Source organism: Rhodoplanes sp. (assembly GCF_013377085.1).
In the GTDB taxonomy this organism is placed as follows: Bacteria; Pseudomonadota; Alphaproteobacteria; order Rhizobiales; family Xanthobacteraceae; genus Rhodoplanes.
Map to the genome: position 1 here is coordinate 21,088 of NZ_JACAAX010000044.1, position 26,824 is coordinate 47,911.

General features: G+C 64.7%; 18 protein-coding genes. 13 read left to right on the plus strand and 5 right to left on the minus strand.

The window, feature by feature from the left end; genetic code table 11:
- Positions 1-198: 198 nt before the first annotated feature.
- Positions 199-1,527, minus strand: coding sequence for a hypothetical protein (locus HXX10_RS24005; protein ID WP_296525797.1), 1,329 nt, complete (start codon positions 1,525-1,527; stop codon positions 199-201).
- Positions 1,528-1,849: 322 nt separating this feature from the next.
- On the opposite strand from HXX10_RS24005, the gene HXX10_RS24010 reads away from it, so the two are divergent.
- The 6 genes from HXX10_RS24010 (at position 1,850) to panD (ending at position 8,230) form a co-directional block, all read left to right on the plus strand.
- Positions 1,850-2,347 (plus strand): cyclic nucleotide-binding domain-containing protein, encoded by a 498-nt coding sequence (locus HXX10_RS24010; RefSeq protein WP_296525822.1) that lies wholly within the window; start codon positions 1,850-1,852, stop codon positions 2,345-2,347.
- Between the two features lie 447 nt (positions 2,348-2,794).
- Positions 2,795-3,313 carry a hypothetical protein gene (locus tag HXX10_RS24015; protein WP_296525798.1) on the plus strand — a complete coding sequence of 173 codons (519 nt, stop codon included), beginning with the start codon at positions 2,795-2,797 and terminating at the stop codon, positions 3,311-3,313.
- 195 nt (positions 3,314-3,508) lie between these two features.
- The gene (locus HXX10_RS24020) at positions 3,509-4,042 is read left to right on the plus strand and encodes an isochorismatase family protein (protein ID WP_296525799.1); all 534 of its coding nucleotides are present in this window, start codon (positions 3,509-3,511) and stop codon (positions 4,040-4,042) included.
- Positions 4,043-4,170: 128 nt separating this feature from the next.
- Positions 4,171-6,060 (plus strand): amidohydrolase, encoded by a 1,890-nt coding sequence (locus HXX10_RS24025; RefSeq protein ID WP_296525800.1) that lies wholly within the window; start codon positions 4,171-4,173, stop codon positions 6,058-6,060.
- Between the two features lie 176 nt (positions 6,061-6,236).
- Positions 6,237-7,691, plus strand: a complete 1,455-nt coding sequence (locus HXX10_RS24030) for an MmgE/PrpD family protein (RefSeq protein ID WP_296525801.1) — start codon at positions 6,237-6,239, stop codon at positions 7,689-7,691.
- A 149-nt stretch (positions 7,692-7,840) separates the two neighbouring features.
- Positions 7,841-8,230 (plus strand): aspartate 1-decarboxylase, encoded by a 390-nt coding sequence (panD, locus tag HXX10_RS24035; RefSeq protein ID WP_296525802.1) that lies wholly within the window; start codon positions 7,841-7,843, stop codon positions 8,228-8,230.
- A 192-nt stretch (positions 8,231-8,422) separates the two neighbouring features.
- Here panD and gyrA read toward each other — a convergent pair whose 3' ends face one another.
- On the minus strand, positions 8,423-11,236 hold the full coding sequence (gyrA, locus tag HXX10_RS24040; protein WP_296525803.1) for a DNA gyrase subunit A: 2,814 nt from the start codon (positions 11,234-11,236) through the stop codon (positions 8,423-8,425).
- Between the two features lie 210 nt (positions 11,237-11,446).
- Between gyrA and HXX10_RS24045 the strand changes: the two genes are divergently transcribed.
- Both HXX10_RS24045 and HXX10_RS24050 read left to right on the plus strand, forming a co-directional pair.
- Positions 11,447-12,838 (plus strand): hypothetical protein, encoded by a 1,392-nt coding sequence (locus tag HXX10_RS24045; protein ID WP_296525804.1) that lies wholly within the window; start codon positions 11,447-11,449, stop codon positions 12,836-12,838.
- Positions 12,839-12,958: 120 nt separating this feature from the next.
- Positions 12,959-13,582, plus strand: a complete 624-nt coding sequence (locus HXX10_RS24050) for a MarC family protein (protein ID WP_296525805.1) — start codon at positions 12,959-12,961, stop codon at positions 13,580-13,582.
- A gap of 197 nt (positions 13,583-13,779) precedes the next feature.
- Here HXX10_RS24050 and ipdC read toward each other — a convergent pair whose 3' ends face one another.
- The gene (gene ipdC, locus HXX10_RS24055) at positions 13,780-15,414 is read right to left on the minus strand and encodes an indolepyruvate/phenylpyruvate decarboxylase (protein WP_296525806.1); all 1,635 of its coding nucleotides are present in this window, start codon (positions 15,412-15,414) and stop codon (positions 13,780-13,782) included.
- Between the two features lie 182 nt (positions 15,415-15,596).
- On the minus strand, positions 15,597-16,094 hold the full coding sequence (locus HXX10_RS24060; RefSeq protein WP_296525807.1) for a single-stranded DNA-binding protein: 498 nt from the start codon (positions 16,092-16,094) through the stop codon (positions 15,597-15,599).
- Between the two features lie 629 nt (positions 16,095-16,723).
- On the opposite strand from HXX10_RS24060, the gene HXX10_RS24065 reads away from it, so the two are divergent.
- The 5 genes from HXX10_RS24065 to HXX10_RS24085 all read left to right on the plus strand — a co-directional run bounded on the left by HXX10_RS24065 (position 16,724) and on the right by HXX10_RS24085 (position 25,859).
- Positions 16,724-17,497, plus strand: a complete 774-nt coding sequence (locus HXX10_RS24065; RefSeq protein ID WP_296525808.1) for an outer membrane beta-barrel protein — start codon at positions 16,724-16,726, stop codon at positions 17,495-17,497.
- A 717-nt stretch (positions 17,498-18,214) separates the two neighbouring features.
- The gene (locus HXX10_RS24070; RefSeq protein WP_296525809.1) at positions 18,215-18,970 is read left to right on the plus strand and encodes an outer membrane beta-barrel protein; all 756 of its coding nucleotides are present in this window, start codon (positions 18,215-18,217) and stop codon (positions 18,968-18,970) included.
- A 438-nt stretch (positions 18,971-19,408) separates the two neighbouring features.
- On the plus strand, positions 19,409-20,197 hold the full coding sequence (locus HXX10_RS24075; RefSeq protein ID WP_296525810.1) for an outer membrane beta-barrel protein: 789 nt from the start codon (positions 19,409-19,411) through the stop codon (positions 20,195-20,197).
- A gap of 500 nt (positions 20,198-20,697) precedes the next feature.
- A complete protein-coding gene (uvrA, locus tag HXX10_RS24080; protein ID WP_296525811.1) occupies positions 20,698-23,790 on the plus strand; it encodes an excinuclease ABC subunit UvrA in 3,093 nt (1,030 codons plus the stop codon).
- A 515-nt stretch (positions 23,791-24,305) separates the two neighbouring features.
- A complete protein-coding gene (locus HXX10_RS24085) occupies positions 24,306-25,859 on the plus strand; it encodes a hypothetical protein (protein WP_296525812.1) in 1,554 nt (517 codons plus the stop codon).
- Between the two features lie 137 nt (positions 25,860-25,996).
- Here the strand turns inward: HXX10_RS24085 and HXX10_RS24090 are convergent, their stop codons facing one another.
- Positions 25,997-26,551 (minus strand): transposase, encoded by a 555-nt coding sequence (locus tag HXX10_RS24090; RefSeq protein WP_296525823.1) that lies wholly within the window; start codon positions 26,549-26,551, stop codon positions 25,997-25,999.
- Positions 26,552-26,824: the final 273 nt, after the last annotated feature.

Sequence of the window (26,824 nt, forward strand, 5' to 3'; positions counted from 1 at the left end):
CCCCATCGCCCGACGTCACCGGTCGACGCCCCTCGACGAGCAGGACTTTTCAATTATGCGGCCGGAATTTTGGGCGGGGATAAGTTTTTGTGGGGCGGGACGAGGCCGTAGAGGCCGTAGCCTGGGTTGAGCGCGAGCGAAACCCAGGATCTTTTTCCGCGCACGAAGCCCCCGGATTTCGCTGCCGCTCAATCCGGGCTACGGTTGCTCACTCTTTACCGAGTTTGATACCCCCATGAGTGGATAGTCCTTGATCGGAAAATTCCGAGTTCCATAATCAGTGTATGGCCCGCGATAGCCTATAATATGAAATACGATATGGTATAGTAAGACATTTAATCGGTGAAGATCGTCGATGAATCTCTGGTAATCCAACGAACCGACTTCCTGGCTCTCTGCTGTCGGATGCACTCCCCTATTTCTCAGCTTCTTCCATGCAGCCACGTGAACACGATCTGCGCCACCCTTTTCGGCCAGCTTGTTCATACGATCGATGGCCCGTATCGAGGTCAGACTGCCAATGAGACCACGGATGCGAGCAGCGAAAACTCTGTGCTCTTCATGGCCATTCACCTGATCGATGATGAATCGTTGTAGGGTTTTAATATTTTCGTTCTCCTGTTCATCGCGCTCCATAGAAAGCATCATCGCTAAACCTTCTACAGCAACACCGATGCCAATCGCCCAGGCATCCAATGAATTTGCACTGGCCTCTATCGCATTGTGAATATGCCCAGTAACTGGATTCCAGTATTGGCTTTTTGTTTCATTGATTACATAGCTTAAATACTGGCGGAACAAATCCCACGACTGGCTGATAACTACATGCGAATTACGCGCGATCGGCGGCTCCAGGGCCGTCCGGCGCGAACGCGAGGCAGCCGCCATCAACTTGAGCCTATCACCTTGGACGAATACGCGCGGAGCAACTGATCGCGCTAGGAGAAAGCGAAGCGCCTCTTCAATGCGCACCTCGAAATGGGCCGGAAGCGACGTATCCGACTTCACGCAAATAAAAAAGCCTCCCTCATCCTTATGGATATGGAACTCTCGGCAGTCAGCTATAAACCTCACATCGTCGGTCAGACCGAGAAGATCGACCTCATCGAAAAAATGAAGTACAAGAACTTTTTGGTCCGTTGACCAATCACCGCACATGCATGAATGCAGATCGCCATGAACAACCGGGTTTTGATACTCTGCAAGCCAAGTGCAATTCGGCAGTATGCGCTCAGCGCACCATTTTGATCCATCACTGGCGACACCGGTGAGCGTATAGAATGATTCTTCATCATATATCTCGCCTGACTTTAATTTTATAATACTATTAAAGTCAATAACAAAATCTGTATTATGAGCCTTATCGACGTATATTTTGAATATGAGCGAGTCTTTATCTGTTTGACGTATAAAGCCTTTTCCAGAGTATGATACAGCGCCATTCCCCGACCTGTTCTGCACGAGGAGCATTTCGATGAAATCGATTTCGAGCCTTCGCTGTCGGAAGGCGGCAATAATACTCTTCATTCTCATAACCTTCCGAGGTGTTCTGCCTAAGCGCGTAGGATGGGTTGAGCGCAGCGAAACCCATCGATCCAGCCGCGGTGTTAAACGATGGGTTTCGCGTTGTTCGACCCATCCTACGGCATGCGCGGCCTTCTTGGGATGAGGGCGGAGAGACGAGCCCGGCGCCGTGCGGCCTGCCGATTGCGCCCCCGGTCCGCCGAGCGGGTGGGTCTCCTGTCCGCGGGCGGAAGCGTGTAGCATCCGGCCGTCGGAGGTGGCCGGCATCCCGAGGCGATCGATCGGTCAACCCTTCTGCCGTGTCCGACTCGAAGATGGTGCGCGGATGGCTGTCAGCTCGCCCGATCTGAAGGCGTTCCTGGTCGCGACGCCGTTCTTCGGCGGGCTCTCCGATGCTCAACTCGATCGCCTGATCGCGATGCTGGTCGAGCGCCGCGTCGACGGCGCGGCCACGGTCGTCGCGGAAGGGGCGTCGGGGCAATCGATGTACATCGTCGTGTCCGGCGAGCTTTTGGTGAGCAAGCGCGGCGAGACGGGATCCCCGGTCTGCATCGCGCGTCTCGGTCCCGGTGATTTCTTCGGCGAGATGACGCTCATCGAGGCGCAGAACCGATCCGCCACGGTTTTCGCGAAAAGCCCGACCGTGTTGTACGAGCTCACGGCCGCGAGCCTCTACGCCTATTACAAGGCCGATATCCAGGCCTATGCGATGGTGCTGCAGAACATCAATCGCGAGCTGTGCCGGCGGCTCCGCCGGGCCGGCGAGCGCATCACCGCGCAGACGATGACGCCCGGCGAGCGCGGAGACGACACCGCGGCATGATGACGGTGCCGGGAGCGGTCCTAGCAAAAGCCGCTCCGGCCTGCGACGGGCCCTGGCCCCTCCACCGACGAGTGCTCGGCCGACGAGAGCGTAAGATCTGTTGAATGCAGCAAGCGTAGCACGGGCAAAGGCGCGGAGCGCCGCGCCCACGCCGAGCGCCGTGCCCACACGTTCAGCCGCGTAGCCCGGGCAGATCACATGGCGCAACCGGGCCGTTCCGGCGGACGAAGACTTTGGATTTCGGCGCCGCTGTCCCGGGATACGCTCGCTCCGGCAATCTTCACTTCGAGACCGCGCGGACTGCGATATCATGTTACCATAGGGCGTCGATCCGTCCGCGTGGCCCGATCCGTTGCCGGACGACCGGACCACGGCAGAACCGACGCCGCACGCCTTGTCTGCAACAGCGCATAGGATGGATCGAACACTCTCGACAGGACCACGACGATGCCGATCCACGCCCGTTACAGAAAGCTGGGTCTCATCTTTACGGCGCTCATAACCGGGATTTTTCCCGTCGCGGGGCTCGCGGTCGCGGTAATGGAAATCTATCTGCGAGCGACGGGCCGAGAAACCGGACCGTTCGACTTCGGGATCCTCTGGTTCGTTCCTCTGGTTCTGGTCGCCGGTCCAATGTTCGTGGCCCGTGTCCGGCGCTTCTTCGACAATGACGTGGTCCTGACGGTCGACGAGACCGGGATCCTCGATCGCCGATGGGTGGACCGTCCGATTCCCTGGAGCAAGATCTCGTCCAGCGCGGTCGCGCGACTCTACGGCCAGAAATCGATCTGGCTCGGACTGTCGGCCCCCCTGAGCGATTACACGGCCGGCGGCTGGAAGCGGACGATCGCCACGCTCGGCAGCGGCACCGGAACCCTGGTGCTGAGCTGTACCGAGCTGAGCGTGCCCGCCGACACGATCCAGGCCAGTATCGATCACTACTTGCAGGGCAGCCGCACGCGATAGAAGCGCCCCGGCGGCGCGTGGCCGAACGGCACGCCGGCGCCGGTCCCGCGCCGGCCCGCACACAGCCCTGCGCCAATCCGACCCAAAAAGCCGCAGCCGACCCGTCGATCGGGGATTTTCCGAACGCGCATTGCGGGTTACGCTGGACATGACGATGGCGTGACCGGCGCTGTCGCGCGCCGCCGGAGGAGGCCGATGCCGACCATCGATCCGAAGCGTTCGATCCTGCTCGTGGTGGACTTTCAGGAGCGCCTGATGCCGGCGATCGCCGAGGGCGACGCGACGATCGCCAACGCGCGGCGTCTCCTCGATACCGCGACCATGATCGGGATCCCCACGCTCTTCACCGAGCAGAACCCCAAGGGCCTGGGCCAGACCGTCCGCGGGCTGGCGAAAAACGGCACCCCGGTCATCCCCAAGATGACCTTCGACGCGGTGCGGGCGCCGGGCTTTCTGCCGGCGCTGGCGCCGGGCCACGCGCTGGTCGTCGCCGGCTGCGAGGCCCATGTGTGCGTCTGCCAGACCGTGCTGGGGCTGATCGGGACCAGGCGCCAGGTCTATGTGGTGCGCGACGCGGTCGGCTCCCGCCGGGCCGAGAGCAAGGAGACGGCAATCCTGCGCATGGCGCGCCACGGCGCCGAGATCGTCACCACCGAGATGGTGCTGTTCGAATGGCTCGAGACCGCCGAGCATCCGAGCTTTCGCAAGGTGGTGGCGTCGATCAAGTAGCGCCGCCGGGTGGACGCGGCGCAAGGCGCCCGCGGCGGCCGGCGAAAGTGCCGGCGCCCCCATTCCAAGTTCATCGGCTCCGGCCTAAAGACGAGGCGCATTTTCGATTCGATGCGGGAGCCGACGTCATGTGCATCGCTTGCAGCCCGGTCTTTCAGGCCGCGTTCCGCTCGCTCTCCTTTCCGTCGCGCCGGCATGTGTTGAAGGGCGCCGCCGCCGTCTCCGCCAGCGGTCCGTTCATCGCCGAGGCGGTGATGTCGGCGGCGCGCGCCGACGGCGGCATCAACGAGAGCCTGGCGAAGGGCCTGCGCGGCGACGAGCCCGCAGGGACGGCGGCGCCGATCACGGTGTTCACGGCGAGACGGGTGATCACCATGGAGCGCGGCGCGCCGGCCGCGACCGCGGTGGCCGTCTCGGGCAAGCGCATCCTCGCCGTCGGCTCGCTCGACGAGGTCAAGGCGGCCATCGGCGCCCGGCCCTACACGCTGGACGATTCGTTCGCCGCCAAGATCGTGATGCCGGGCCTGATCGACCAGCACCTGCACCCGATCCTCGGCGCGCTCACCTTGGCGGTCGAGGTCATCGCGCCCGAGGACTGGGTGCTGCCGGGCGTGGTCTACAAGGCCTCCGCCAGCCGCGACGACTATCTGGCGCGGCTGAAGGCGGCCGAAGCGAAGCTGAAGACGCCCGCCGACTGGCTGCTGACCTGGGGCTATCACGCGCTCTGGCACGGCAAGCTCGACCGCGCGACCCTCGATGCGATCAGTGCGACGCGGCCGATCGCCGTATGGCATCGCTCCTGCCACGAGTTCTACATCAACACGCCCGGGTTGAAGGCGCTCGGCCTCACCGAGGACATGACCCGGAACAAGGGCCAGTTCAGCGAGCAGTCGAACTGGGCGGAGGGCCATTTCTGGGAGGGCGGCCTCAACCTGATGATGGCGCCGATGCTCAAGGTGCTGGCGACCCCGGACCGCCTCGCCTTCGGCCTCGAGCAAATGGTCGGCTACCTGCACGCCAACGGCGTGACGGCCTACATGGAGCCGGGCGCGCTCTACACGCCCGACATGTGGACGCTCTACGAGCAGATCCTCGGGGCGCCCGACACGCCAATGTACAGCACCTTCATCGCCGACGGACGCGGCATCGTCGACCGGGTCGGGCTCGACAAGGCGCTCGACGCCGTGGAGGCGCAGATCGCCGTGGCGCCGGAGGCGCCGGGCCGCAAGGTGATGTTCTTCCCGGGACAGATCAAGCTGTTCGCCGACGGCGCCATCGTCTCGCAACTGATGCAGATGACGGACGGCTATCTGGACGGCCACCACGGCGAGTGGATCATTCCGCCGGACGAGCTGGAACGCCGGGCGCGGCTGTTCTGGAACGCCGGCTATCAGATCCACACCCACGTCAACGGCGATCTCGGCCTGGAGACGGTGCTCGGCATCCTGGAGCGCGCCGCCAAGGACCACCCGCGCCCCGACCATCGCTGCGTGATCGTGCACTTCGCCAACTCGACCGAGGACCAGGTCGCGCGCATCAAGCGGCTCGGTGCCATCGTCAGCGCCAATCCCTACTACCCGGTCGGGTTCGCCGACAAATACAGCGCGTTCGGGCTCGGCCCGCAGCGGGCCGACGCGATGGTGCGGTCGCGGTCGGTGCTCGACCAGGGCATATCGTTGTCCTACCACTCGGACCTGCCGATGGCGCCGAGCGATCCGCTTTATCTCGCCTGGTGCGGCGTCAACCGGATCACGCCGTCCGGGCGCGTCGCCGGCCCCGATCAGCGCATCTCGGTCGACGCGGCGCTGCGCGCCATCACGATCGATGCGGCCTACTCCTGGCGGAAGGAGGATCTGATCGGCAGCATCGCGCCCGGCAAGATCGCCAACCTCACGGTGCTGGAGCAGGATCCGTACGCCGTTGCGCCGGAAAAGCTCAAAGACATCCCGGTCTGGGGCACCGTCTTCGAGGGGCGTGTCTTCCGGGTTCCCGAGGGTGCGAAGCGGCCGACGCCGTGACGCAGGCGAGCCGGTCCGGGCCGGGCCGGGACGACGCGCCGTGCCGGGCGGATCAGCTCCACAAGATGCGATGCGCAAAATCGGCCGCCCGTCGTCGAGCGCGCCCCGGCCTTGACGCTACCCAGCGCACTGCTAGCGTCGAGCGCGGCGCAATTTCAAGGATTTGGTGAAAACTCATGTCGACCACCGATCTCATGTCACGCCGCGGGCTGCTCGGCTCCGCCGCCGCCCTCTCGACCCTCGCCACCCTGCCGGTCCGCCTCGCCGCGGCCCCGACGACCACCGACGTCACCGGACGGCTCGCGCGCTACATGGTGTCGGCGCGCGACCGTGCCCTGCCGCCGGAGGTTCTGGTCGCCTGCAAGCATCGCATCCTGGACACCTTCGGCGCGATGGTGTCGGGGGCAAGGATGAAGCCCGGCGTCATCGCCGTGGACTATGTCCGCGGACTGGGCGGCGTCGAGCAGGCCTCGGTGATCGGGGCGAGCTTTCGCACCACCGCGGTGAATGCGGCGCTCGCCAACGGGATGTGCGCGCACGCGGACGAGACCGACGACTTCGAGCCGATCACCAAGGCGCATCCCGGGAGCTGCGTGGTGCCGGCCGCGCTCGCCATGGCCGAGAAGGAAGGTCGCTCCGGCGAGGAGTTCGTCCGGGCGGTGGCGCTCGGATACGATCTCACCTGCAATCTGCTGATGGCGCTGGGACCGGATCTGGTGCGCGGCACGCACCGGAGCGCAGAAGGAACGAGTTCCACCTTCGGGGCGCTCGGCGCCGCGGCGTCGCTGGCGCGGCTCGACGAAAGGGGCATGCGCTTCGCCATCTCCTATTCCGCGCAGCAGGTATCCGGCCTGTGGAGCTGGGTGAAAGACGAGGATCACGTCGAGAAGGCGTTCGATTTCTCCGGCATGGGCGCCCGCAACGGCGTCACCGCCGTCACCATGGTCCAGCAGGGGATGACCGGTGTCGCCGACGTCCTCGACGGGTCCCACAATCTGTTCATCGCGCTGTCGACCAAACCGAACCCGGAGGCGATGCTCGAGGGACTCGGGAGTCGCTTCTGGGTGACCGAGACGGCGATCAAGACCTTCTCGGTCGGCTATCCGATCCAGTCGCCGCTCGACGCGTTGCTGACGCTGCGCAAGCAGCACGGCCTGACGCCCGACAAGGTGCAGAGCATCCTGGTCAAACTGCCCACCGACGCCATCGGCATCGTCGGCAACAGCTCGATGCCGGACGTCAATTGCCAGCACCTCGTCGGGCTGGCGCTGGTCAAGGGTGCGGTGTCGTTCGTCGACAGCCACGATGCGGCGCTCCTGCAAGACCCTGCCATCATGGCGCAGCGGGCCAAGGTGCAACTGGTCGGCGATCAGGCCCTGATGGATCCCGCCGCCCCGCGCAGCGCGCTCGTCGAGGTGACCCTGACCGACGGGAAGAAGGTCAGTCACTTCACCAAGTTCCCGCCCGGCACCAAGGAAAACCCGATCGACACCGAGGCCGTGAACGCCAAGACCCGGGACCTGATGGCGCCCGTCCTGGGCCCCGAAAAGACCGAGAGGCTGATCGAACGGATCAACGCGATCGAGAAGATCGACGATATCCGCATGCTGCGATCGCTCTTCACCGCCTGATCGACGGGCTGAACGCGCGACCCGGCCTCGAGCCGAGACCGACGAGCTTCACGGGGATCCGAAACGGGTCCCCGTGGACGTCCGTCCGGCGCATGCGCGTCTCGACCAAGCCGGTTGGCATGGCGGGAAAAATCTGCCAAAGGAGCGCCATGCACATCCGGATGCTCTGGTCGAAGATACACCGCGCGACGATCACGCATGCCGACCTCCATTACGAGGGAAGCTGCACGATCGATGCCGACCTGATGGACGCGGCCAAGATCCTGACGAACCAGGAGCTGCACGTGTGGAACGTCACCCGCGGCACCCGCCTGGTGACCTACGCGATCGAGGGCGAGCGCGGCTCCGGCGTGATCTGCATCAACGGCGCGGCCGCGCACGGCAATTCCCCCGGCGACCTGGTCATCCTGGCGACCTTCGCCGAGATGACCGCCGAGGAGGCGAAGCGCCACCGCCCGACCGTCGTCCAGGTCGACGCGCACAACCGCATCGCCCATATCCGCCAGGAAGTACCGGGACCGGCGCTGCGGGCGATGTAATCCGAGCCGAGTGATCGGTTGCTGGTCGTTCCGGGGCGGCCCGCAAGGCCGAGCCCGGAACCCATACGCCCTGTCTTTCGAGAGCGATCAGCACCGGGGGTATGGATTCCGGGCCCGCGCGCTCACGCGCGCGTCCCGGAATGACCAATTGTGCAAACTCCCCGCGGGGGAGAGGTGAAGAGTGCGGCGGCGCTACGCCTCACCCTCGCCGTCGCCGTTCGTGTGGCCGTTGCCGTTCTCGCCGCCCTCGGCCTCGTCGCTCTCGCTGAGGCGCTCGACCGAGACGACGCGCTCGCCCTCGGCGGTGTCGAACACGATGACGCCCTGGGTGCTGCGGCCCTTGATCGAGATCTCGGCGACGCCGCAGCGGATCAATTGGCCGCCGTCCGTGACCAGCATGATCTGGTCGCTCTCCTCCACCGGGAAGGACGCCACCAGCTTGCCGATCCGCGGCCTTATTCCGGCGCGGGTGCGGTTGTCCATGGCGACGATGCCTTTGCCGCCGCGGCCGGTGGTGCGGTACTCGAACGACGAGGTGCGCTTGCCGAAGCCGCGCTCGGAGATCGTCAGCACGAACTGCTCGGCCGCCGACAGCGCGACGTAGCGCTGCTCGCCCAGCTCGATGTTCTCGCCGGCGCCGCCCTCGGCACCGGTCTCCTCGACCTCGGCCTCGGCGTCCGCGACCTCCGGCTCGCCCTCGGTGTCCCCGCCGCTGCGCCGCACCGCCATGGCGCGCTTGAGATAGGCCTCGCGCTCCTCGCCGGAGGCGTCGACATGGCGCAGGATGCACAGCGAGATGACGCGGTCGTCGGCGTCGAGCGCGATGCCGCGCACCCCGACCGAGTCGCGGCCCTTGAACACCCGCACGTCGGTGACGGCGAAGCGGATGCACTGGCCGACCGCGGTGGTCAGCAGCACGTCGTCCCGCTCGGTGCAGATCTGCACGTCGACGATCGCCTCGCCGTCGCCGAGCTTCATGGCGATCTTGCCGGAGCGGCGCACGTCGGAGAAGTCGGAGAGCTTGTTGCGTCTCACCGTGCCGCCCGTGGTGGCGAACATCACGTCGAGCTCGCCCCAGGTCGTCTCGTCCTCGGGCAGCGGCATGATGGTGGTGATGCGCTCGTCCTGCTCGAGCGGCAGCAGGTTGATCATCGCCTTGCCGCGGGCATTGGGCGCCGCCAGCGGCAGCCGCCACACCTTCTCGGTGTAAACCTGCCCGCGCGAGGAGAAGAACAGCACCGGCGCGTGGGTCGAGGCGACGAACAGGCGCGCGACGAAATCCTCCTCGCGGGTCTGCATGCCGGAGCGGCCCTTGCCGCCGCGGCGCTGCGCCCGGTAGGTCGACAGCGGCACCCGCTTGACGTAGCCGAGATGCGAGACGGTGACGACCATGTCCTCGCGCTGGATCAGGTCCTCGTCTTCCATCTCGCCGTCCTGGTCGAGGATGACGGTGCGGCGCGGCGTCGCGAACTTCTCGCGCACCTCCATCATCTCGGCCTTGACGATCGACTGGATTCTTTCGCGCGAGCGGAGGATGTCCAGGTAGTTGGTGATCTCGGCGGCGAGCTTGTCGAGCTCGTCCTTGATCTCGTCGCGGCCCAGCGCGGTGAGGCGCTGCAGGCGCAGATCGAGGATCGCGCGGGCCTGCGCTTCCGAAAGCTTGAAGGTGCCGTCCGGCTGCACCAGATGGCGCGGATCGTCGATCAGCTCGATCAGCGGCAGCACGTCGGCGGCCGGCCAGTCGCGCGTCATCAGGGCCTCGCGGGCCTCGTTGGCGTCGCGCGAGGCGCGGATCAGGCGGATCACCTCGTCGATATTGGCGACCGCGATGGCGAGGCCGACCAGCACATGGGCGCGGTCGCGTGCCTTGCCGAGCAGGAACTTGGTGCGCCGCTTGATCACGTCCTCGCGGAACGCGATGAAGACGACCAGCAGATCCTTCAGCGACATGGTCAGCGGACGGCCGCCGTCCAGCGCCACCATGTTGCAGCCGAAGGTCGATTGCAGCGGGGTGAAGCGGTAGAGCTGGTTGAGCACCACGTCGGCCACGGCGTCGCGCTTGATCTCGATCACCACCCGGTAGCCGTCGCGATCGCTTTCGTCGCGCAGATCCGAGATGCCTTCGATCCGCTTCTCGCGCACCAGCTCGGCGATCTTCTCCACCATGGTGGCCTTGTTCACCTGGTAGGGAATCTCCGAGACGATGATCGCTTCGCGGTCCTTGCGGATGGTCTCGATCTCGACCTTGCCCCGCATCACCACGGAGCCGCGGCCGGTGTGGTAGGCGGAGCGGATGCCGGCGCGGCCCAGAATGACGCCGCCGGTCGGAAAATCCGGCCCCGGCACGATCTTCAACAGGTCCTCGACCCCGAGCGCCGGGTCGTCGATCAGCGCGATCGCGGCGTCGATCACCTCGCCGAGATTGTGCGGCGGGATGTTGGTCGCCATGCCGACCGCGATGCCGCCGGCGCCGTTGACCAGAAGATTGGGGAAGCGCGCCGGCAGGACGGCCGGCTCGTGCTCGTTGCCGTCGTAGTTCGGCCGGAAGTCGACCGTGTCCTTGTCGATGTCCTCGAGCAGCGCCAGCGCGGGCCGGGCGAGCCGGCACTCGGTGTAGCGCATGGCCGCGGCCGGATCGCCGTCGACCGAGCCGAAATTGCCCTGCCCGTCGATCAGCGGCAGGCGCATGGAGAAATCCTGCGCCATGCGGACGAGCGCGTCGTAGATCGCCGAGTCGCCGTGCGGGTGATACTTGCCCATCACGTCGCCGACCACGCGGGCCGACTTGACGTATTTGCGGTCCGGCAGGTGCCCCTGCTCGTGCATCGAGTAGAGGATGCGCCGGTGCACCGGCTTGAGGCCGTCGCGCGCATCCGGCAGCGCCCGCGACACGATCACGCTCATGGCGTAATCGAGATACGCGCGCTTCATCTCCTCGGAGATGGAAACGGGGCGAATGTCCGATGGGCCGGAGCCGCTCGGAGAGGGAGTGTCGTTGTCAGCCAATAGGTGGAATCCCGGCGAATCCGATGGCCTCTAGATAGTCCATCGAAGCCCGGAACACCAGCGTTCCGGGATTTCGGGCAGCGAGATTTTCTGCTTTCTGCACAATAATTTAGAAGATGTCTACCGGGCCGGCCGGCAGGGTTGCGGCAAGGCCGGCGGAAATGCCCGGCAGCCGGCCCCGGAACGAGCGCGCCGGACCGGTCCGATCCGGTGCGGACCGGATCGCCGTTCGGGTCTTCCACGACGGCAGACTTTCACTCGGTTGTTATTTTCGAGTTCACTCAATTTTTGATTGAATGCGGCGATTTGGTGGCTCTTGGACGATTCCAACCCGAGGGGGTGACGATGACCCTGGTTTCTCGACGTCCGAAAAGCGATTCTCGCCCCCAATTGCTGTTGTCGATCGAGCAGGACGGACCGGAGCAATACAAGGTCCATGGCAGCCAGCTCGAGATCGTCGGCGCCAAGCTCCGCGGGCGACCGCATTTCATCGTTCCGTTCACGCTCGCGGCCCTGACGGTCCTGTTCACGGCCGTGTTTCAGGTGATCAACTGGAGCAATTCGGTCAAGGTCAACAATGCGACGGACGTGGCCAAGCACGCCTTGGAGGTCTCGCAAAACGTGACGGCCGCCATCGGGCGCCGGCATTACGCGACTCTCACCTTCATCCCACCGCTGCGCGACCTCATTCGACCGAACGAACCTCCGCATCCGGGCGCGTCCGTCCTGCTGGTGCCGAACGTTCGCGACGACAGCAGCGGCCCCAAGCGCAACCCGAATGTCGCACCCGTCACCTCGTCGGCCGAGCTTTGGACGAGTCGCCCGGACCATCCGGGAACATTCGAAAAGCCCGGACCGAACGGCGGCGCGTCGGGCGGCAGCGTGGCGCGTGCGCTTCCCCCGAAAGCGGTCCCGCTCGCCGCGCCGGTCCTGGCAGACGATTCCGAAGGCCGGCTGCAGGACGCGCGGGCGCGGCTGAACGAATGGGACACGGAGTTGAAGAAGCGCCGCTTCGATTCCTATTACGCCCATCTCAAGCAGTGGAACGAAGGCATCGACCAGCTCCTGACCGACGTCCACTACGCGCTCGACCAGCCGATCTTCCTGGATGCGAACGGCTCGCCGCAGGTCACACATCAGGGCTTCGGAAGATACTACAACCAGATGCGCGGCACCGACGAGAACGACCGGTCGACCGGAACCGAGGGGATCGACTGCAAGAGGTCGCTCAAGGAAAAGTCGCTGACCGACGAGCTCACCCGCCTCGGACTCTATCCGAACAGCCTGAAGCTGCGGCTCGCCGGCATCCATTTCTGTTTCATGCAGTTGAATGCGCTTCTCGACGACGCCAAGACGAAGCGGACCTGGAGCAAGGACCTCTACGACGACCTCGTGCGCAGGCTCGGACGTATCAGGGAAATGGGCAACGAGCTGAATTGCTACGCGCTGCATCGGGTCGATTACTACGAGAAGCAGAAGGATGGCGCCTTCGTCAGCCCCGGCTCGGTCTGGAGGTGGGCCTTCCAGAGCCGCGAGCGGGCGGCGCAGGAGCATTTCGACCAGACCCCCGGACACTGCAGCCGAGACAACCGGCCGACCTGAGAGCCGTTGGTCGCGGTCGATCCGAAGCCGCGCGGACCGAGAGAGCGTCGGTGCGCGAACGCAGGCGCCGCGGATCGGCCCCGATTTGACCTCGCCCGTGGCCGGCTCTACGCCGGTACCATGAGTGTCGAGTTCCTGCTCTCCGCCGCCGTCACGCTGTTCATCGTGGTCGATCCGCTCGGCCTCGCCCCCGCCTTCGTGGCCCTGACCGACGGGCTGCCGCCGGCGGCGCGCCGGCAGGTCGGTTTTCGCGCGACGCTCATCGCCGTGGCCGTGCTGGTCGGCGCCGCCCTGGTCGGCGACTGGCTGCTGAGCCATCTCGGCATCACACTGCCGGCCTTCCGGATCGCCGGCGGAATCCTGCTGTTCGCAGTCGCCTCCGAGATGGTCCTGGACGTGCGGATGGAGCGCCAGTCGCGCACGGCCGAGCAAGCCGTGGAGGAGCGGGTGCGCCATGTCGCGGCCTTCCCGCTCGCCATCCCGCTGATGGCCGGCCCGGGGGCGCTCACGGCCGCCATCCTGCTGGCCGGCCAGGCCGCCGGCGACCCGGCCCGGACGGCGCTGCTGCTCGGCGTCATCGTCGCGGTGTGCGGCCTCTGCCTCGCAGTCTTCCACTTTGCCGGCGCGATCTCGCGCGGGCTCGGCATCACCGGCAACATCGTGCTGGCGCGGCTGTTCGGCGTGCTGCTGGCGGCGCTCGCCGTCCAATACGTGATCGACGGGGCGAAGGCCGTGTGGGGGTGAGCAACTCGAACGGCCTGCGGCACGATGGCCGCCTCTCCGTTCGCTGGAACCCTGGCAAATCGGTTTCGGTCGTTCCGGGGCGGCGCATGAGCGCCGAGCCCGGAACCAATATCCCCTGTCTCCCGTGAGCCACCGGCACCGGGAGTATGGATTCCGGGCTCGCGGGCCTACGGCCCGCGTCCCGGAATGACGGATTGTTACTGGCGGTCGCGGGCGGTCTTCAGGCCGGAGACGAAGCGGGCGAGGGTTTTGGAGGTCACGCCGCGGGGAATCATCGCCTCGATCAGTGTGAAGACGCCGCGCCGCGCCACGGCGCGCTCCAGCGCGTCGGCGAGGCCACGCCGGGTCGACACCCGCTCGCCGTGGCCGCCGAGCGCCGGCGCAGCGGCGGCGAAATTCCAGTCGGACAAATCATTGAACCTCGATTCAGGCTGAAAGACCCGCAGCATCTCCCAGCTACAATTGTTGAACACCACGACGATCGGATCGAGCCCGTAGCGCCGGCAGTTGCCGAGCTCCCAGCCGGTCATCTGGAAGGCGCCGTCGCCGACCAGAATCAGCGGCCGCAGGCCGGTGGCCGCCGCCACCCCGATGCCGGCCGGCACCCCGAAGCCCATGCCGGCATAGTAGCCGGGCGCGGCCAGCGCCGAGTTGTCGATCTCCATGGCGGTGAACAGGCAGTCGCCGATGTCGGCCGTCATCGGCATGGTGCCGTGACGGTCGAACAGGTCGTTGACCGCGGTGGCGATGTCGGTCGGGGTGAGCGTCGCCTCGTCGGCCGCCAGGCCGCGCGGATAGGCCTCGAAGGGCGGCAACGCCCGCGGCCTGGCGGCAGCCTCGCTCCCGGCCCGCGCCAAGAGCGCCTCGACCAGATCCTCGATCGGCAGGTCCGGATAGGCGTGATGGCCGATGCGGACGCCGCGGTCGATCGCCAGCACGGTCCGGCGCCAGTCGAAACGCTTCTCGGACAGAGCGAAATTGGTGTCGCACAGGATGACGCCGAGAAGCAGCAGCGCGTCCGCATCCTCGACCAGGCGGGTGACGGCGGGGTCGCCGGCGCTGCCCAGATAGGTGCCGCGCAGCACGTCGGGCGCCTGCTGCAGCAGGCCCCGCCCCATGAAGGTGGTGACGACCGGCAGGCCGAGCCGGCGGGCCAGCGTCGCGAGCAGCGCCTCGATGCCGTAGCGCCGCACCTCGACGTCGACCACCAGGACGGGCGACGACGCGCGGCCGAGCAGCGCCATCACCTCGTCGGCGCATTCGGCCAGCGCGTCGGGGTCGGCGGAGCGGCGCGGCAGCACCGGGACGCGGGCGACCTTTGCCTCGACCATGTCGCGCGGCAGCTCGATATACACCGGCAGGGCACGCTCGCGGGCGCTGCGCAGCACCCGGGCGATCTCCTGCGGGGCAGTGGCCGGATCGTTCAGCACCGCCTGGTCGCAGGTGATCTCCTTGAACACGGCGAGCTGGGTGTCGACGCTGCGCGCCTGGTGATGCAGCAGCAGGCCGCTCGATCGCTCGCGGGCGCCCGGCGCGCCCGCCACCACGACCACGGGCGAGCGCTCCGCATAGGCGCCGGCAACCGCATTGACCACGTTGAACGCCCCGGCCCCATACGTCACCACGGCGACGCCGAGGCCGGCGTGATAGCGCGCCGCCGCGTCCGCCGCAAAGCCCACGGCGGGCTCGTGGCTGAGGGTGAAATACGGAAGGATCTCCGACTCTTCGATGACCCTGAAGAGAGGCAGCACGAAGTCGCCCGGGATGCCGAACATCTCCCGGGCGCCGTGGTCCTTCAGCCCCTGCAGCAGGGCGGTGGCGAGTGTCTGCATGCTGGCCTGCGTAGCGCCTGCACCGGCCGCCGCCCCACGGCGGCGAGTCGGGTGGCGCGATCAGCTCGACTTTAGAGCGTCCCCGCGCTCGGCGGAAACCGGCACGCGCGGCGTCCGCTCGAGGCCCGGCGCCGCGCCGCCACCCGTCCCGACGGGCGAAGCAGACGAAACGGACCCGCGGCTCAGAACGGGATGTCGTCGTCGAGATCGTCGCGCCGCGCCGGCGCCGCGGCCGCCGCCGGCCGGCGCTCGCGCGCCGGGGCCGGTCCACTGGCGCCGAAGTCCTCGCCGCCGCCGCCCTGATCGAAGCTCTCGCCGCCGGCGCCGGGGCGTCCGTCCAGCATCGTCAGGACAGAATTGAAGCCCTGTAGAACGACTTCCGTGGAGTACCGGTCCTGGCCCTGCTGATCCTGCCATTTACGCGTCTGCAGAGAGCCTTCGAGGTAAATCTTCGAGCCCTTCTTCAAGTACTGCTCGGCCACCCGGCAGAGCCCCTCGTTGAAGATCACGACGCGATGCCACTCGGTTTTCTCTTTGCGTTCGCCGGTCGCCTTGTCGCGCCAGGTTTCCGACGTCGCCACCCGCAGATTGGCGATCGGCCGCCCGTCCTGGGTGCGGCGGATTTCCGGATCCGCGCCGAGATTGCCGATGAGAATGACCTTGTTGACCGAACCCGCCATCGCTGAACTCCGCTCCTTGTATCTCGACCCGTATGCGTTTCGACCCGTTCGGGTCCGACCCCGTGGACGCGGTCCGGCCGCACTGGCGACCCGCCCCTGCCGACCCGGCCGTGCCGATCGAGGGACCGAATGGTCGATCGCCGGACGAGTCATGGCACCGGCCCCGGACATAAACACGGGCGCCGGCGCGGAGCGCGGCCACACCCTATAGCTTATGGACTCCTCAACAAGGCTGAGCCGGGGTTTGTCCACACGCTGATGTTCTGCTTATGTTCCATACCCTGCAACCATTGCTTAAGCAAGCCGACAGTTTGCCTGGCGCGGAACGCCCCGCCCGAGCGTCCCCCGGCAGGCGCGGCAGCCGATGCGACGGCGACTCAAAGGCACCACCGCAAGCCCCCCAGCCACGCTCAATTTTAATCTATTTTTCAGAGAGTTGCATTGATCGCATCGAAACCGGCAAGGACCTGCACACGCGTTGAATCGGGGCTTGCCGCGAAGGTCTGCGGGGGCCGCCCAACCCCGACTTCGCAAGGTCCTGTGGCATATATGTCACCAACCGTTGGGCGATTCATTTTAGGTTCTGCCCTGGGACTTCGGTATTTCTTCTCGGAAGGAGGGGCCGTCTTATGAAGAAGATCCTGCTCGTGACTGTTGCGGCGTTCGGCTTTGCCGGTGCTGCCTCTGCGGCCGATCTGCCGGCGCGGATGCCTGTGAAGGCGCCGCCCGTGATCGCGCCTGTGTTCTCGTGGACCGGTTGCTATGTCGGCGGCTATGTCGGCGGCGCCTGGAGCTCCGACGACACCGTGGCCACCGACCGGAACGGCGTCATCGTCCGTCCGGGCTCGTGGGGCTACTCGACCGATTCGAGCTTCATCGGTGGCGGCACCGTGGGCTGCAACTGGCAGCCGGTCGGCTCGCCCTTCGTGCTCGGTCTCGAAGGCGAAGTCGGCTACATGCACCTGACGGGCACGGGCATCGACCCGCTCTCCGCCGGCGCCACCACGCTCTACTCCAACACCAAGATCGGTGACTGGTACGGCATCGTCGCCGGCCGTCTCGGCTACTCGTTCGATCGCGCCCTCATCTACGTCAAGGGCGGCGTCGCCTTCGTCGACGTCGAGAACTCGATCGCGCAGCCGGGCACGGGCGCCTATGCGTCCGCCAGCCAGACCAAGGCGACCTGGACGGTCGGTGGCGGTCTCGAATACGCCCTCGACATGAACTGGAGCGTCAAGGCCGAGTACATGTATATCGGCCTCGACCAGACCCAGACCGTGACGGCTCCGATCGCCGGCGGCGGCTTCGCCAACTGGGATCATGCCAACTCGGGCATCCAGACCGCCAAGGTGGGCATCAACTACCGCTTCGGCGGCGGCGCCCCGCTGGTCGCTCGCTACTGATCTCGTCGACTTCTCCGTCGAGCGAAAGCCCCGGGCACGCCCGGGGCTTTTTGCATGTCGGGAGCCGGCAGACGGGGCCCTGACGAATCCCTGAGGCCCGCGATCGCCAGCGCGGTCTCCACTTGTCGTGCTCATCCCGGCCGGCGCGGACGGCCGCACAACGCGGCGACGCCATCGCGGCGCGGTAGTCTCGGATGCTCTGGAACCTGTCTCGGTCCAATGCGCCGGCGCGCAAGCCTTTTCCGGCGAGGCCGGCTCCGATTCTCCGATATCTCCCGGCCACCCGCCGCCGCGAGCCGCCCGGCCGGACGACTCGACCGCGCCTGATACCAGCCGTCACTGGCTTCGTCCCCTCGCGTCATGGCCTGGCTTGACCCGGTTATCCATCAAGCTACTGAAATTTAAGTGTTTTCTAGAGATGGATACGCGGTTCGAGCCCGCGTATGACGAGTCGGAGTATGTGACGGCTGGTATGACGTGCTGACGTGGTCCGAATGTTTCGGGTTGTGGCACGGTTTGGTGGATATGGGTTGGTACAACAGTAGGCTAGAGGCCGACGCCCATCCCGCAGCGTCACGGCTCTGCCATTTTTAGGTCTCATTTCAGACAGTTGCATTCCTATCCGTTGTGACCAAAATATCACCCCTCGGCACCGGGAAACTCCTAATGTGCGGCATCAACTCCTTTGGGGGGCTTCCTTTGAAAAAGATTCTGCTCGTGACTGTTGCGGCATTCGGCTTTGCCGGTGCCGCCTCTGCGGCCGACCTGCCGGCGCGCATGCCTGTGAAGGCGGCGCCCATGGTCGCGCCTGTGTTCTCGTGGACCGGTTGCTATGTCGGCGGCTATGTCGGCGGCGCCTGGAGCTCCGACGACACCGTGGCCACCGACCGGAACGGCGTCATCGTCCGTCCGGGCTCGTGGGGCTACTCGACCGATTCGAGCTTCATCGGTGGCGGCACCGTGGGCTGCAACTGGCAGCCGGTCGGCTCGCCCTTCGTGCTCGGTCTCGAAGGCGAAGTCGGCTACATGCACCTGACGGGCACGGGCATCGACCCGCTCTCCGCCGGCGCCACCACGCTCTACTCCAACACCAAGATCGGTGACTGGTACGGCATCGTCGCCGGCCGTCTCGGCTACTCGTTCGATCGCGCCCTCATCTACGTCAAGGGCGGCGTCGCCTTCGTCGACGTCGAGAACTCGATCGCGCAGCCGGGCACGGGCGCCTATGCGTCCGCCAGCCAGACCAAGGCGACCTGGACGGTCGGTGGCGGTCTCGAATACGCCCTCGACATGAACTGGAGCGTCAAGGCCGAGTACATGTATATCGGCCTCGACCAGACCCAGACCGTGACGGCTCCGATCGCCGGCGGCGGCTTCGCCAACTGGGATCATGCCAACTCGGGCATCCAGACCGCCAAGGTGGGCATCAACTACCGCTTCGGCGGCGGCGCCCCGCTGGTCGCTCGCTACTGATCTCGTCGACTTCTCCGTCGAGCGAAAGCCCCGGGCACGCCCGGGGCTTTTTGCATGTCGGGGACCGCGTCGAGGGCTTCGAGCCGACGCCCCGGCAAGCACCGGCTGCGGCACCCCGGCCAGCCTTGCTCGCGCGTTCGGCGACAATACCAGCTCCCAGAACCTCCAACCCGTCATGGCCGCGCTCGTCGCGACCATCCACGTCTACAACGCTTTTCGAAAGGAAGAGCGTGGATGGCCGGGACACGCCCGGCATGACCCAGGTGAATTGAAGCTTCTGAAGGTTGGTCTAATTCCACTCTACCCCTCATCCGATAGATTTAGCCTGTTTTGGTTGCACAGCGGTGAATCTTGTTTCCCATAGGTTGTGGCCAAAATGTCACCAATCCGGATGCCACCCGTTCTATTTTATTCCATCGACTCTATCGGGGGGCTCCCATGAAGAAGATCCTGCTTGCGACTGTTGCGGCACTCGGAATGGCCAGTGTGGCCTCTGCTGCCGATCTCCCGGCCCGGATGCCCGTGAAGGCTCCGCCCGTGATCGCGCCCGTGTTCTCGTGGACCGGCTGCTATATCGGCGGCTATGTCGGCGGCGCGTGGAGCGACGGCGACATCAGCGCCTATGACCGTAACGGCTACTCGGCCGTCGGCGCCTGGGGCTACAAGACCGACGCCAGCTTCATCGGCGGCGGCACGCTGGGCTGCAATTATCAGCCGGTCGGTTCGCCGTTCGTGCTCGGCCTCGAAGGCGAGCTCGGCTACCTGAACATCAAGGGCTCGGCCTACGACCCGCTCCTGCTCAACAACGCAGCGGTGGCGCCCGGCGTGGCCTCGTCGACCAAGATCGGCAACTGGTATGGCATCGTTGCCGGCCGTCTCGGTTATTCGTTCGATCGCGCCCTCATCTACGTCAAGGGCGGCGCCGCTTTCGTGAACGTCCAGAACTCGGTGTTCGACGGCTTCGGCCTGCAGACCATCAACGCCTCGGCGAGCGAGACCGTGGCGACCTGGACGGTCGGCGGCGGCATCGAGTGGGCGTTCGACATGAACTGGAGCGTCAAGGCGGAGTACATGTACATCGCCCTGAACAACCAGACCGTGTCGGGCATCAACCCGGGCGATGGCCTGCGCTACAATTGGGATCACGACAACAGCGGCATCAGCACCGCCAAGATCGGCCTGAACTACCGCTTCGGCGGTGGCGCACCGCTGGTCGCCCGGTACTGATCGTCAGTCCCGAACGACGGCCTCTAGAAGTCCCAGTGGAGCCCCGGACCTCAGGTCCGGGGTTTCCGCTGTTTTGGGGTGACCGGTGCGGGCCGGGGGGCCGAAACCACCGACCCCGGGCGATCGCCGCTCCCCGCCCTGCGCAGCCGCTACGGGATGCACAGATCTCGTTTTGTCGAGACCATCTGGTGGTCTGCAAAGAGTGCACCTTCCCCACCGTCGTCATCGCCGGGCTTGACCCGGCGATCCATCATCCTGCGAACAAAGCATTTTTGCGAAAATCGATGGATGCGCGGGTCGAGCCCGCGCATGACGCTCTCACACATGGCAAGCGATGTGTGCATCCCGTAGTGCGCAGCCGGGGACGCTGTTGATAACCCGGGGGTGCTGGCGAAACCGCTCCGTTCTCATTAAGTTCTGGTCACGCCTCCAATCCGTCCGGGCCAGGTCTGCGCGGCGTGCCGCGCCCCTGCCGCCCCGTGGACCGAGCCCGGTGACCGATGACCGACCTGTTCGACAAGCCGCGACGCCCCGACGGCCGCCTGATCTCGATTCGCGGCGCGCGCGAGCACAATCTCAAGAATCTCGACGTCGACCTGCCGCGCGACAGACTGGTGGTGTTCACCGGCCTGTCGGGCTCTGGAAAATCGTCGCTCGCCTTCGACACCATCTATGCCGAGGGCCAGCGCCGCTACGTCGAATCGCTCTCCGCCTATGCGCGCCAGTTCCTCGAGATGATGCAGAAGCCGGACGTCGACCAGATCGACGGCCTGTCGCCCGCCATCTCGATCGAGCAGAAGACCACCTCGAAGAACCCGCGCTCGACGGTCGGCACCGTCACCGAGATCTACGACTACATGCGGCTCTTGTGGGCCCGCGTCGGCGTGCCCTACTCGCCCGCCACCGGCCTGCCGATCGAGAGCCAGACCATCTCCCAGATGGTCGACCGGGTGATGGCGCTGCCCGAGGGCACGCGGCTGTTCCTGCTGGCGCCGCTCGTGCGCGGCCGCAAGGGCGAGTACAGGAAGGAGCTCGCCGACCTGCTGAAGAAGGGGTTCCAGCGGGTCAAGATCGACGGCGCCTTCCACGAGATCGCCGCGGCGCCGGCACTCGACAAGAAGTTCAAGCACGACATCGACGTGGTGGTGGACCGCTTGGTCGTGCGGCCCGACATCGCGACGCGGCTGGCCGAATCGTTCGAGACCGCCCTCAAGCTCGCTGACGGCATCGCCGTGGTGGAACTCGCCGATTCGTCGGGCGCCTCCCCCACGGCGTCATCACCGGGCGGCCGCGCAGCGGCCAGACCCGGTGATCCATCCTTGCAAAAGAAGATGGATGGCCGGGTCAAGCCCGGCCATGACGAGGCAGAGCAAACCGCCCGCCCGCCGAAAGAGACCAAGCTCGCCGCCGCGGCCGCGTCGGACGCACAGCGGATCATGTTCTCGGAAAAGTTCGCCTGCCCGGTGTCCGGCTTCACCATCTCGGAGATCGAGCCGCGGCTGTTCTCGTTCAACAGCCCGCACGGTGCCTGCCCGGCCTGCGGCGGCCTCGGTCTCGACCAGAAGATCGACGCCGACCTGGTGATCCCCGACAAGGAGGCGACGCTCAAGCGCGGCGCCATCGCGCCGTGGGCGAAGTCGTCGTCGCCCTATTACATCCAGACCCTGGAGGCGCTGGCGAAGTTCTATCGCTTCACCCTCGACACCAAATGGAAGGACCTTCCGAAGCGCGCCCAGGACGCGATCCTGTACGGCTCCGGCGACGACGAGATCAAGTTCGTCTACGACGACGGCATGCGGGCCTACGAGACCAAGAAGCCGTTCGAGGGCGTGGTCGTCAATCTCGAGCGGCGCTGGCGCGAGACCGAGAGCGAGTGGGCGCGCGAGGAGATCTCGAAATACTTCACCGCGATTCCGTGCGCCTCCTGTGACGGCCATCGGCTCAAGCCCGAGGCCATGGCGGTAAAAGTGGACGGACTGCATATCGGCGAGGTCTCGGGGATGTCGGTGCGTCGCGCCGGCGCCTGGTTCACCGACCTGCCGAAGACGCTAAACGCCAAGCAGAACGAGATCGCCACCCGCATCCTCAAGGAGATCCGCGAGCGGCTGAATTTTCTCATCGATGTCGGGCTCGACTATCTGACGCTCGCCCGCGCCTCCGGCACGCTGTCGGGCGGCGAGAGCCAACGCATTCGCCTCGCCTCGCAGATCGGCTCCGGCCTCACGGGCGTGCTCTATGTGCTGGACGAGCCCTCGATCGGCCTGCACCAGCGCGACAATGCAAGGCTGATCGAGACGCTGAAACGGCTGCGCGACCTCGGCAACACCGTGATCGTCGTCGAGCACGACGAGGACGCCATCCGCACCGCCGACTGGGTGCTGGACATCGGCCCCGGCGCCGGCATCCATGGCGGCGAGATCGTCTCGCAGGGCACGCCGGCCGACATCATGGCCGACCCGAAGTCGGTGACGGGCCAGTTTCTGGTCGGCACCCGCGCGATTCCGATTCCGGAACGCCGCGTGCCCGACTCGCGCCGCGTGCTGCGGGTCGTCGGGGCGCGCGGCAACAATCTGAAAAACGTCTCGGCCGACATTCCGATCGGCCTGTTCACCTGCGTCACCGGCGTCTCCGGCGGCGGCAAGTCGACGCTCTTGATCGACACGCTCTACAAGGCGATCGCGCGAAAGCTGCACGGCGCGGCCGAGGCCCCTGCCCCGCACGAGCGCATCGAGGGCCTGGAGCACATCGACAAGATCATCGACATCGACCAGTCGCCGATCGGCCGCACGCCGCGCAGCAATCCTGCGACCTACACGGGCGCCTTCACGCCGATCCGCGAGTGGTTCGCCGGACTGCCGGAGTCGAAAGCGCGCGGCTACGAGCCCGGGCGCTTCTCGTTCAACGTCAAGGGCGGCCGCTGCGAGGCCTGCCAGGGCGACGGGGTGATCAAGATCGAGATGCACTTTCTGCCCGACGTCTACGTCACGTGCGACGTGTGCAAGGGCAAGCGCTACAACCGCGAGACCCTCGACGTCACCTTCAAGGGCAAGTCGATCGCCGACGTGCTGGACATGACGGTCGAGGAAGGCGCCGAGTTTTTCCGCGCCGTGCCGCGGGTGCGGGACACGCTCAAGACCCTGCACCGGGTCGGGCTCGACTACGTCCATATCGGCCAGCAGGCGACCACGCTGTCGGGCGGTGAGGCGCAGCGGGTGAAGCTGGCCAAGGAGCTGAGCAAGCGCGCCACCGGGCGCACCTTGTACATTCTCGACGAGCCGACCACCGGCCTGCACTTCCAGGACGTCGAGAAGCTGTTGGAGGTGCTGCACGAGCTGGTCGCCCAGGGCAACACGGTCGCCGTGATCGAGCACAATCTCGAGGTCATAAAAACCGCCGACTGGATCATCGACCTCGGCCCCGAAGGCGGCGACGGCGGCGGCGAGATCGTTTTCGCCGGGACCCCCGAGGATATCGTCAAGGAGAAGCGGAGCTATACGGGGCAGTTTCTGAAGCCGGTGCTGGACAGGAAGGCGCCGGCGGCGGCGCCGAGCGCAGCGACGCGGAGGAAGCGGGGCGCGCAGGCGGCGGAGTGACAAGGCCGCAATTTTCGTTGTACGATTGGTTATTCTCACCAAATGAGCGCATCATGTCGCTTAGGTCACGCAGAAGAGCACCCAATAAAACCCCAGACGAAGTCTACGCAGAAGCGGTCGAGCAAATTGACCGCGCGCGGTCGCTTCAACAATATTCTTTAACGCTTGGCAAAGGCCGGAGATCTTTACATAAGATCCCCCCTCTGACTGACCTCCCCTTTTTAAGGGCCATCGACATTAGCCGAGCTCACATTACAAGCCTAGAGCCTCTCCGCGACGCAAAGCAATTGACACATTTGTATCTAACTGACACGCTAGTTAACGACCTTTCACCACTTTCCGATTTAACTAATCTTCAATCCCTAATTGTTTCTTCACCGTATTTAAGAGATATCACGGCATTATCAGCCGCAACGAGATTGAAATTTCTAGTTATAAGCCGCTCTGGTGTGCGCGACATATCTCCGCTCAAGGGTCTTTTGAACTTGAAATCCCTAACACTGACCGGATGCCCAGTGCGCGAGATTGATGCACTTCAAGACCTTATTAAACTAGAAGAATTAAATATCAGCGGTACGTATGTTTCGGACCTGTCTGCCATTGCAAACTTGACATCGATTAGTTATCTAAATGTTTCTGGCACTCCAGTATCGGATCTATCTCCAATCGAAAAATTTACTGATCTTGAGAATCTTTTCCTTGCTGGCTCCCGTGTTACTACATTGACGCCAATCAAGGGACTGCACCGCATTAAGATCATAAATTTTGACGGCACTCAGGTTAAGGAAATTTCCCCTCTAAGTCTATTTACAGGACTTACTCGCATTGATATGGATGACACAAAGGTTTCGGATTTATCCCCACTTGCAACTTTGACAAACCTAGCTAGAGCGAGCGTTATTCGGCCAAGAGCAGGCGGAATTTGGTGCGAAAATTGCCCCCTAGATGATTCGTATTTGAAAACGCTTTCGCTGCGCGAGAATCCAGAACGAACAATTCAGATAATACAGCATTTGAGAAGGGAACAGGGCCTACCGGATTTCGACTTCTCCGAGCAGCCATTGGAGTTTCCGCCCGACATACCAGGACAAGGCCCTGGTCCGCACTTCACGATGGCGATCGATGGAGCTATTATTTTTGCACCCCCGGGCTCAATAGATGACACAGGAAACAACGTCGATCGCATACGGAGTCTAAAACCTCTCCTCGAAACAGCCTGCGAAGCGCTGCAAAACAGTCTAAGCGAGAACGAACATCCGAGTTTACTTAAACTTGTTTGTCTGTATGGCGAAACGATTAGCAGTGATGTTGAGGATATTGATTTTGCGAAGCTTTACGGACTTGGATTAAGATTACAAAGTGCCGCCGCAGCTGCCGAAAGGCAAATTGCAGATCGATTATTGCCTAGCTTAGAGGACGCAACCAAAGAAGCATTGGACAGCCTTACCAGCCTTCATGGACCGTTTATCCTTTCTACAAAGGCAGGGTTGGAGCTAATCGAACTCGCAGAACGATATCAGAGGCGCCCGGAGGCGGACCGCGCAATGCGGGCAGCGACACTTGAACTGGGGAACGAGCTTGAACGGTTCCCAGACTTAATTGATCCCGAAGCGGCAGCATTTGTCAAAGAAGCTGCGGAAGAGATCGACGTAGGAAACCACCCAGAGCGTTCAACAACCTACAGCGTCAGCACTACCCGAAACGTGTCAATTGTGCTGATTGCGGGAGCCACCTGCGGAGCGTTACCAATTGTAGGAGGGGCTGTCGGTGGGGTATCGGGCATAATCCTGGGCGGCATTGCAGCGCTCATTGGCATAGAAGGGCTAAAGAAGTCTAAACCATTTAATACAGTTGCCAGCGCAATAACTGAAAGTGTAAACAAAGCCGGAGAGGGCGAACTTGCGACCCTCCTTGGCCAAAAGGCAACAATGTTCGGCCCGCACCTGCAGTTTGTATTAAGTCACGAAGAATTGCTGCGCCGACTTGCTGGAGATCGGATCCAATTTCGTTGGTTACATTCTTATCTAGATTGGCTTAAGAACCAGCAGCCGCAGCCCGGATCTTCGTAGAGCGGAATAGTGTAGCAAGCGTAGCCCTAACGAGCGCAGCAAGCGTAGCCCGGATCGCCGTAGGGCGGAATAGCGAAGCGTATTCCGCCATCTTCGGCACCTTCCCGCGGCCAGGCCCTTCGGCGCAATACGCTGCGCTATTGCGCCCTACGACGCGGCTCGTCGCGTTCGCCGAAATCGCCCGTGACATCCACCTCACCGGCCCAATCCTCCGGAAACACGCCGGCGCGGACGTCGCGGTGGAACGACGAATAGGGCCAGTCACGGACGCGCCGGACCAGGCCGTGCTTCACCGGGTTGATGTGGCAATACTCGACGTGACGGGCGTAATCGCGCTCGTCGCGGATCAGGTGCTCCCAGAAGCGCCGCTGCCAGATGCCGCGCTCGCCGCGGGCCACGCGCACCCGGCTTCGCCGCTCCGTCGGCGGGATGGCGCGGGCGAACCGCGTCTTGATCATGCGCCAGCGGATCGAGAAATCGGCGTCGCCGGGCGGCAGGGTCCAGACCGCATGGAGGTGGTCGGGAAGGACGACGAACGCGTCGATGTGGAAGGGATAGCGCTGCCAGGTCCAGGCCGCCGCCGCCCGCAAAAGCTCGATCTTCTCCACGAGCAGCGCGCTTCGTCGATCGAGCAGCGCCACCGTGAAGAACCAGCATCCGCCAGGAACGAACGCGCGGCGATACTCGGGCATGCCTCCATGGTACGGCATGCGCTGCATCGATCAAGGCGACGGCGCCGAGATGGCGGAATACGCTTCGCTATTCCGCCCTACGGCCGTGCTGACGCCGGTTTCGGCGTGACGCCTCTCGGGAGCAATCAGCAGCGGGGATATGGAGTCTGGGCTTGCGACCCTGCGGCTCGCGCCCCGGACCAACTCGTCTGCTTCAGCGACCGGTCTATCGAGGATCAAACAAAAATCCCCGGCGGAGCCGGGGATTGGCGTCGTCGCAGCGGGATCGCTCGA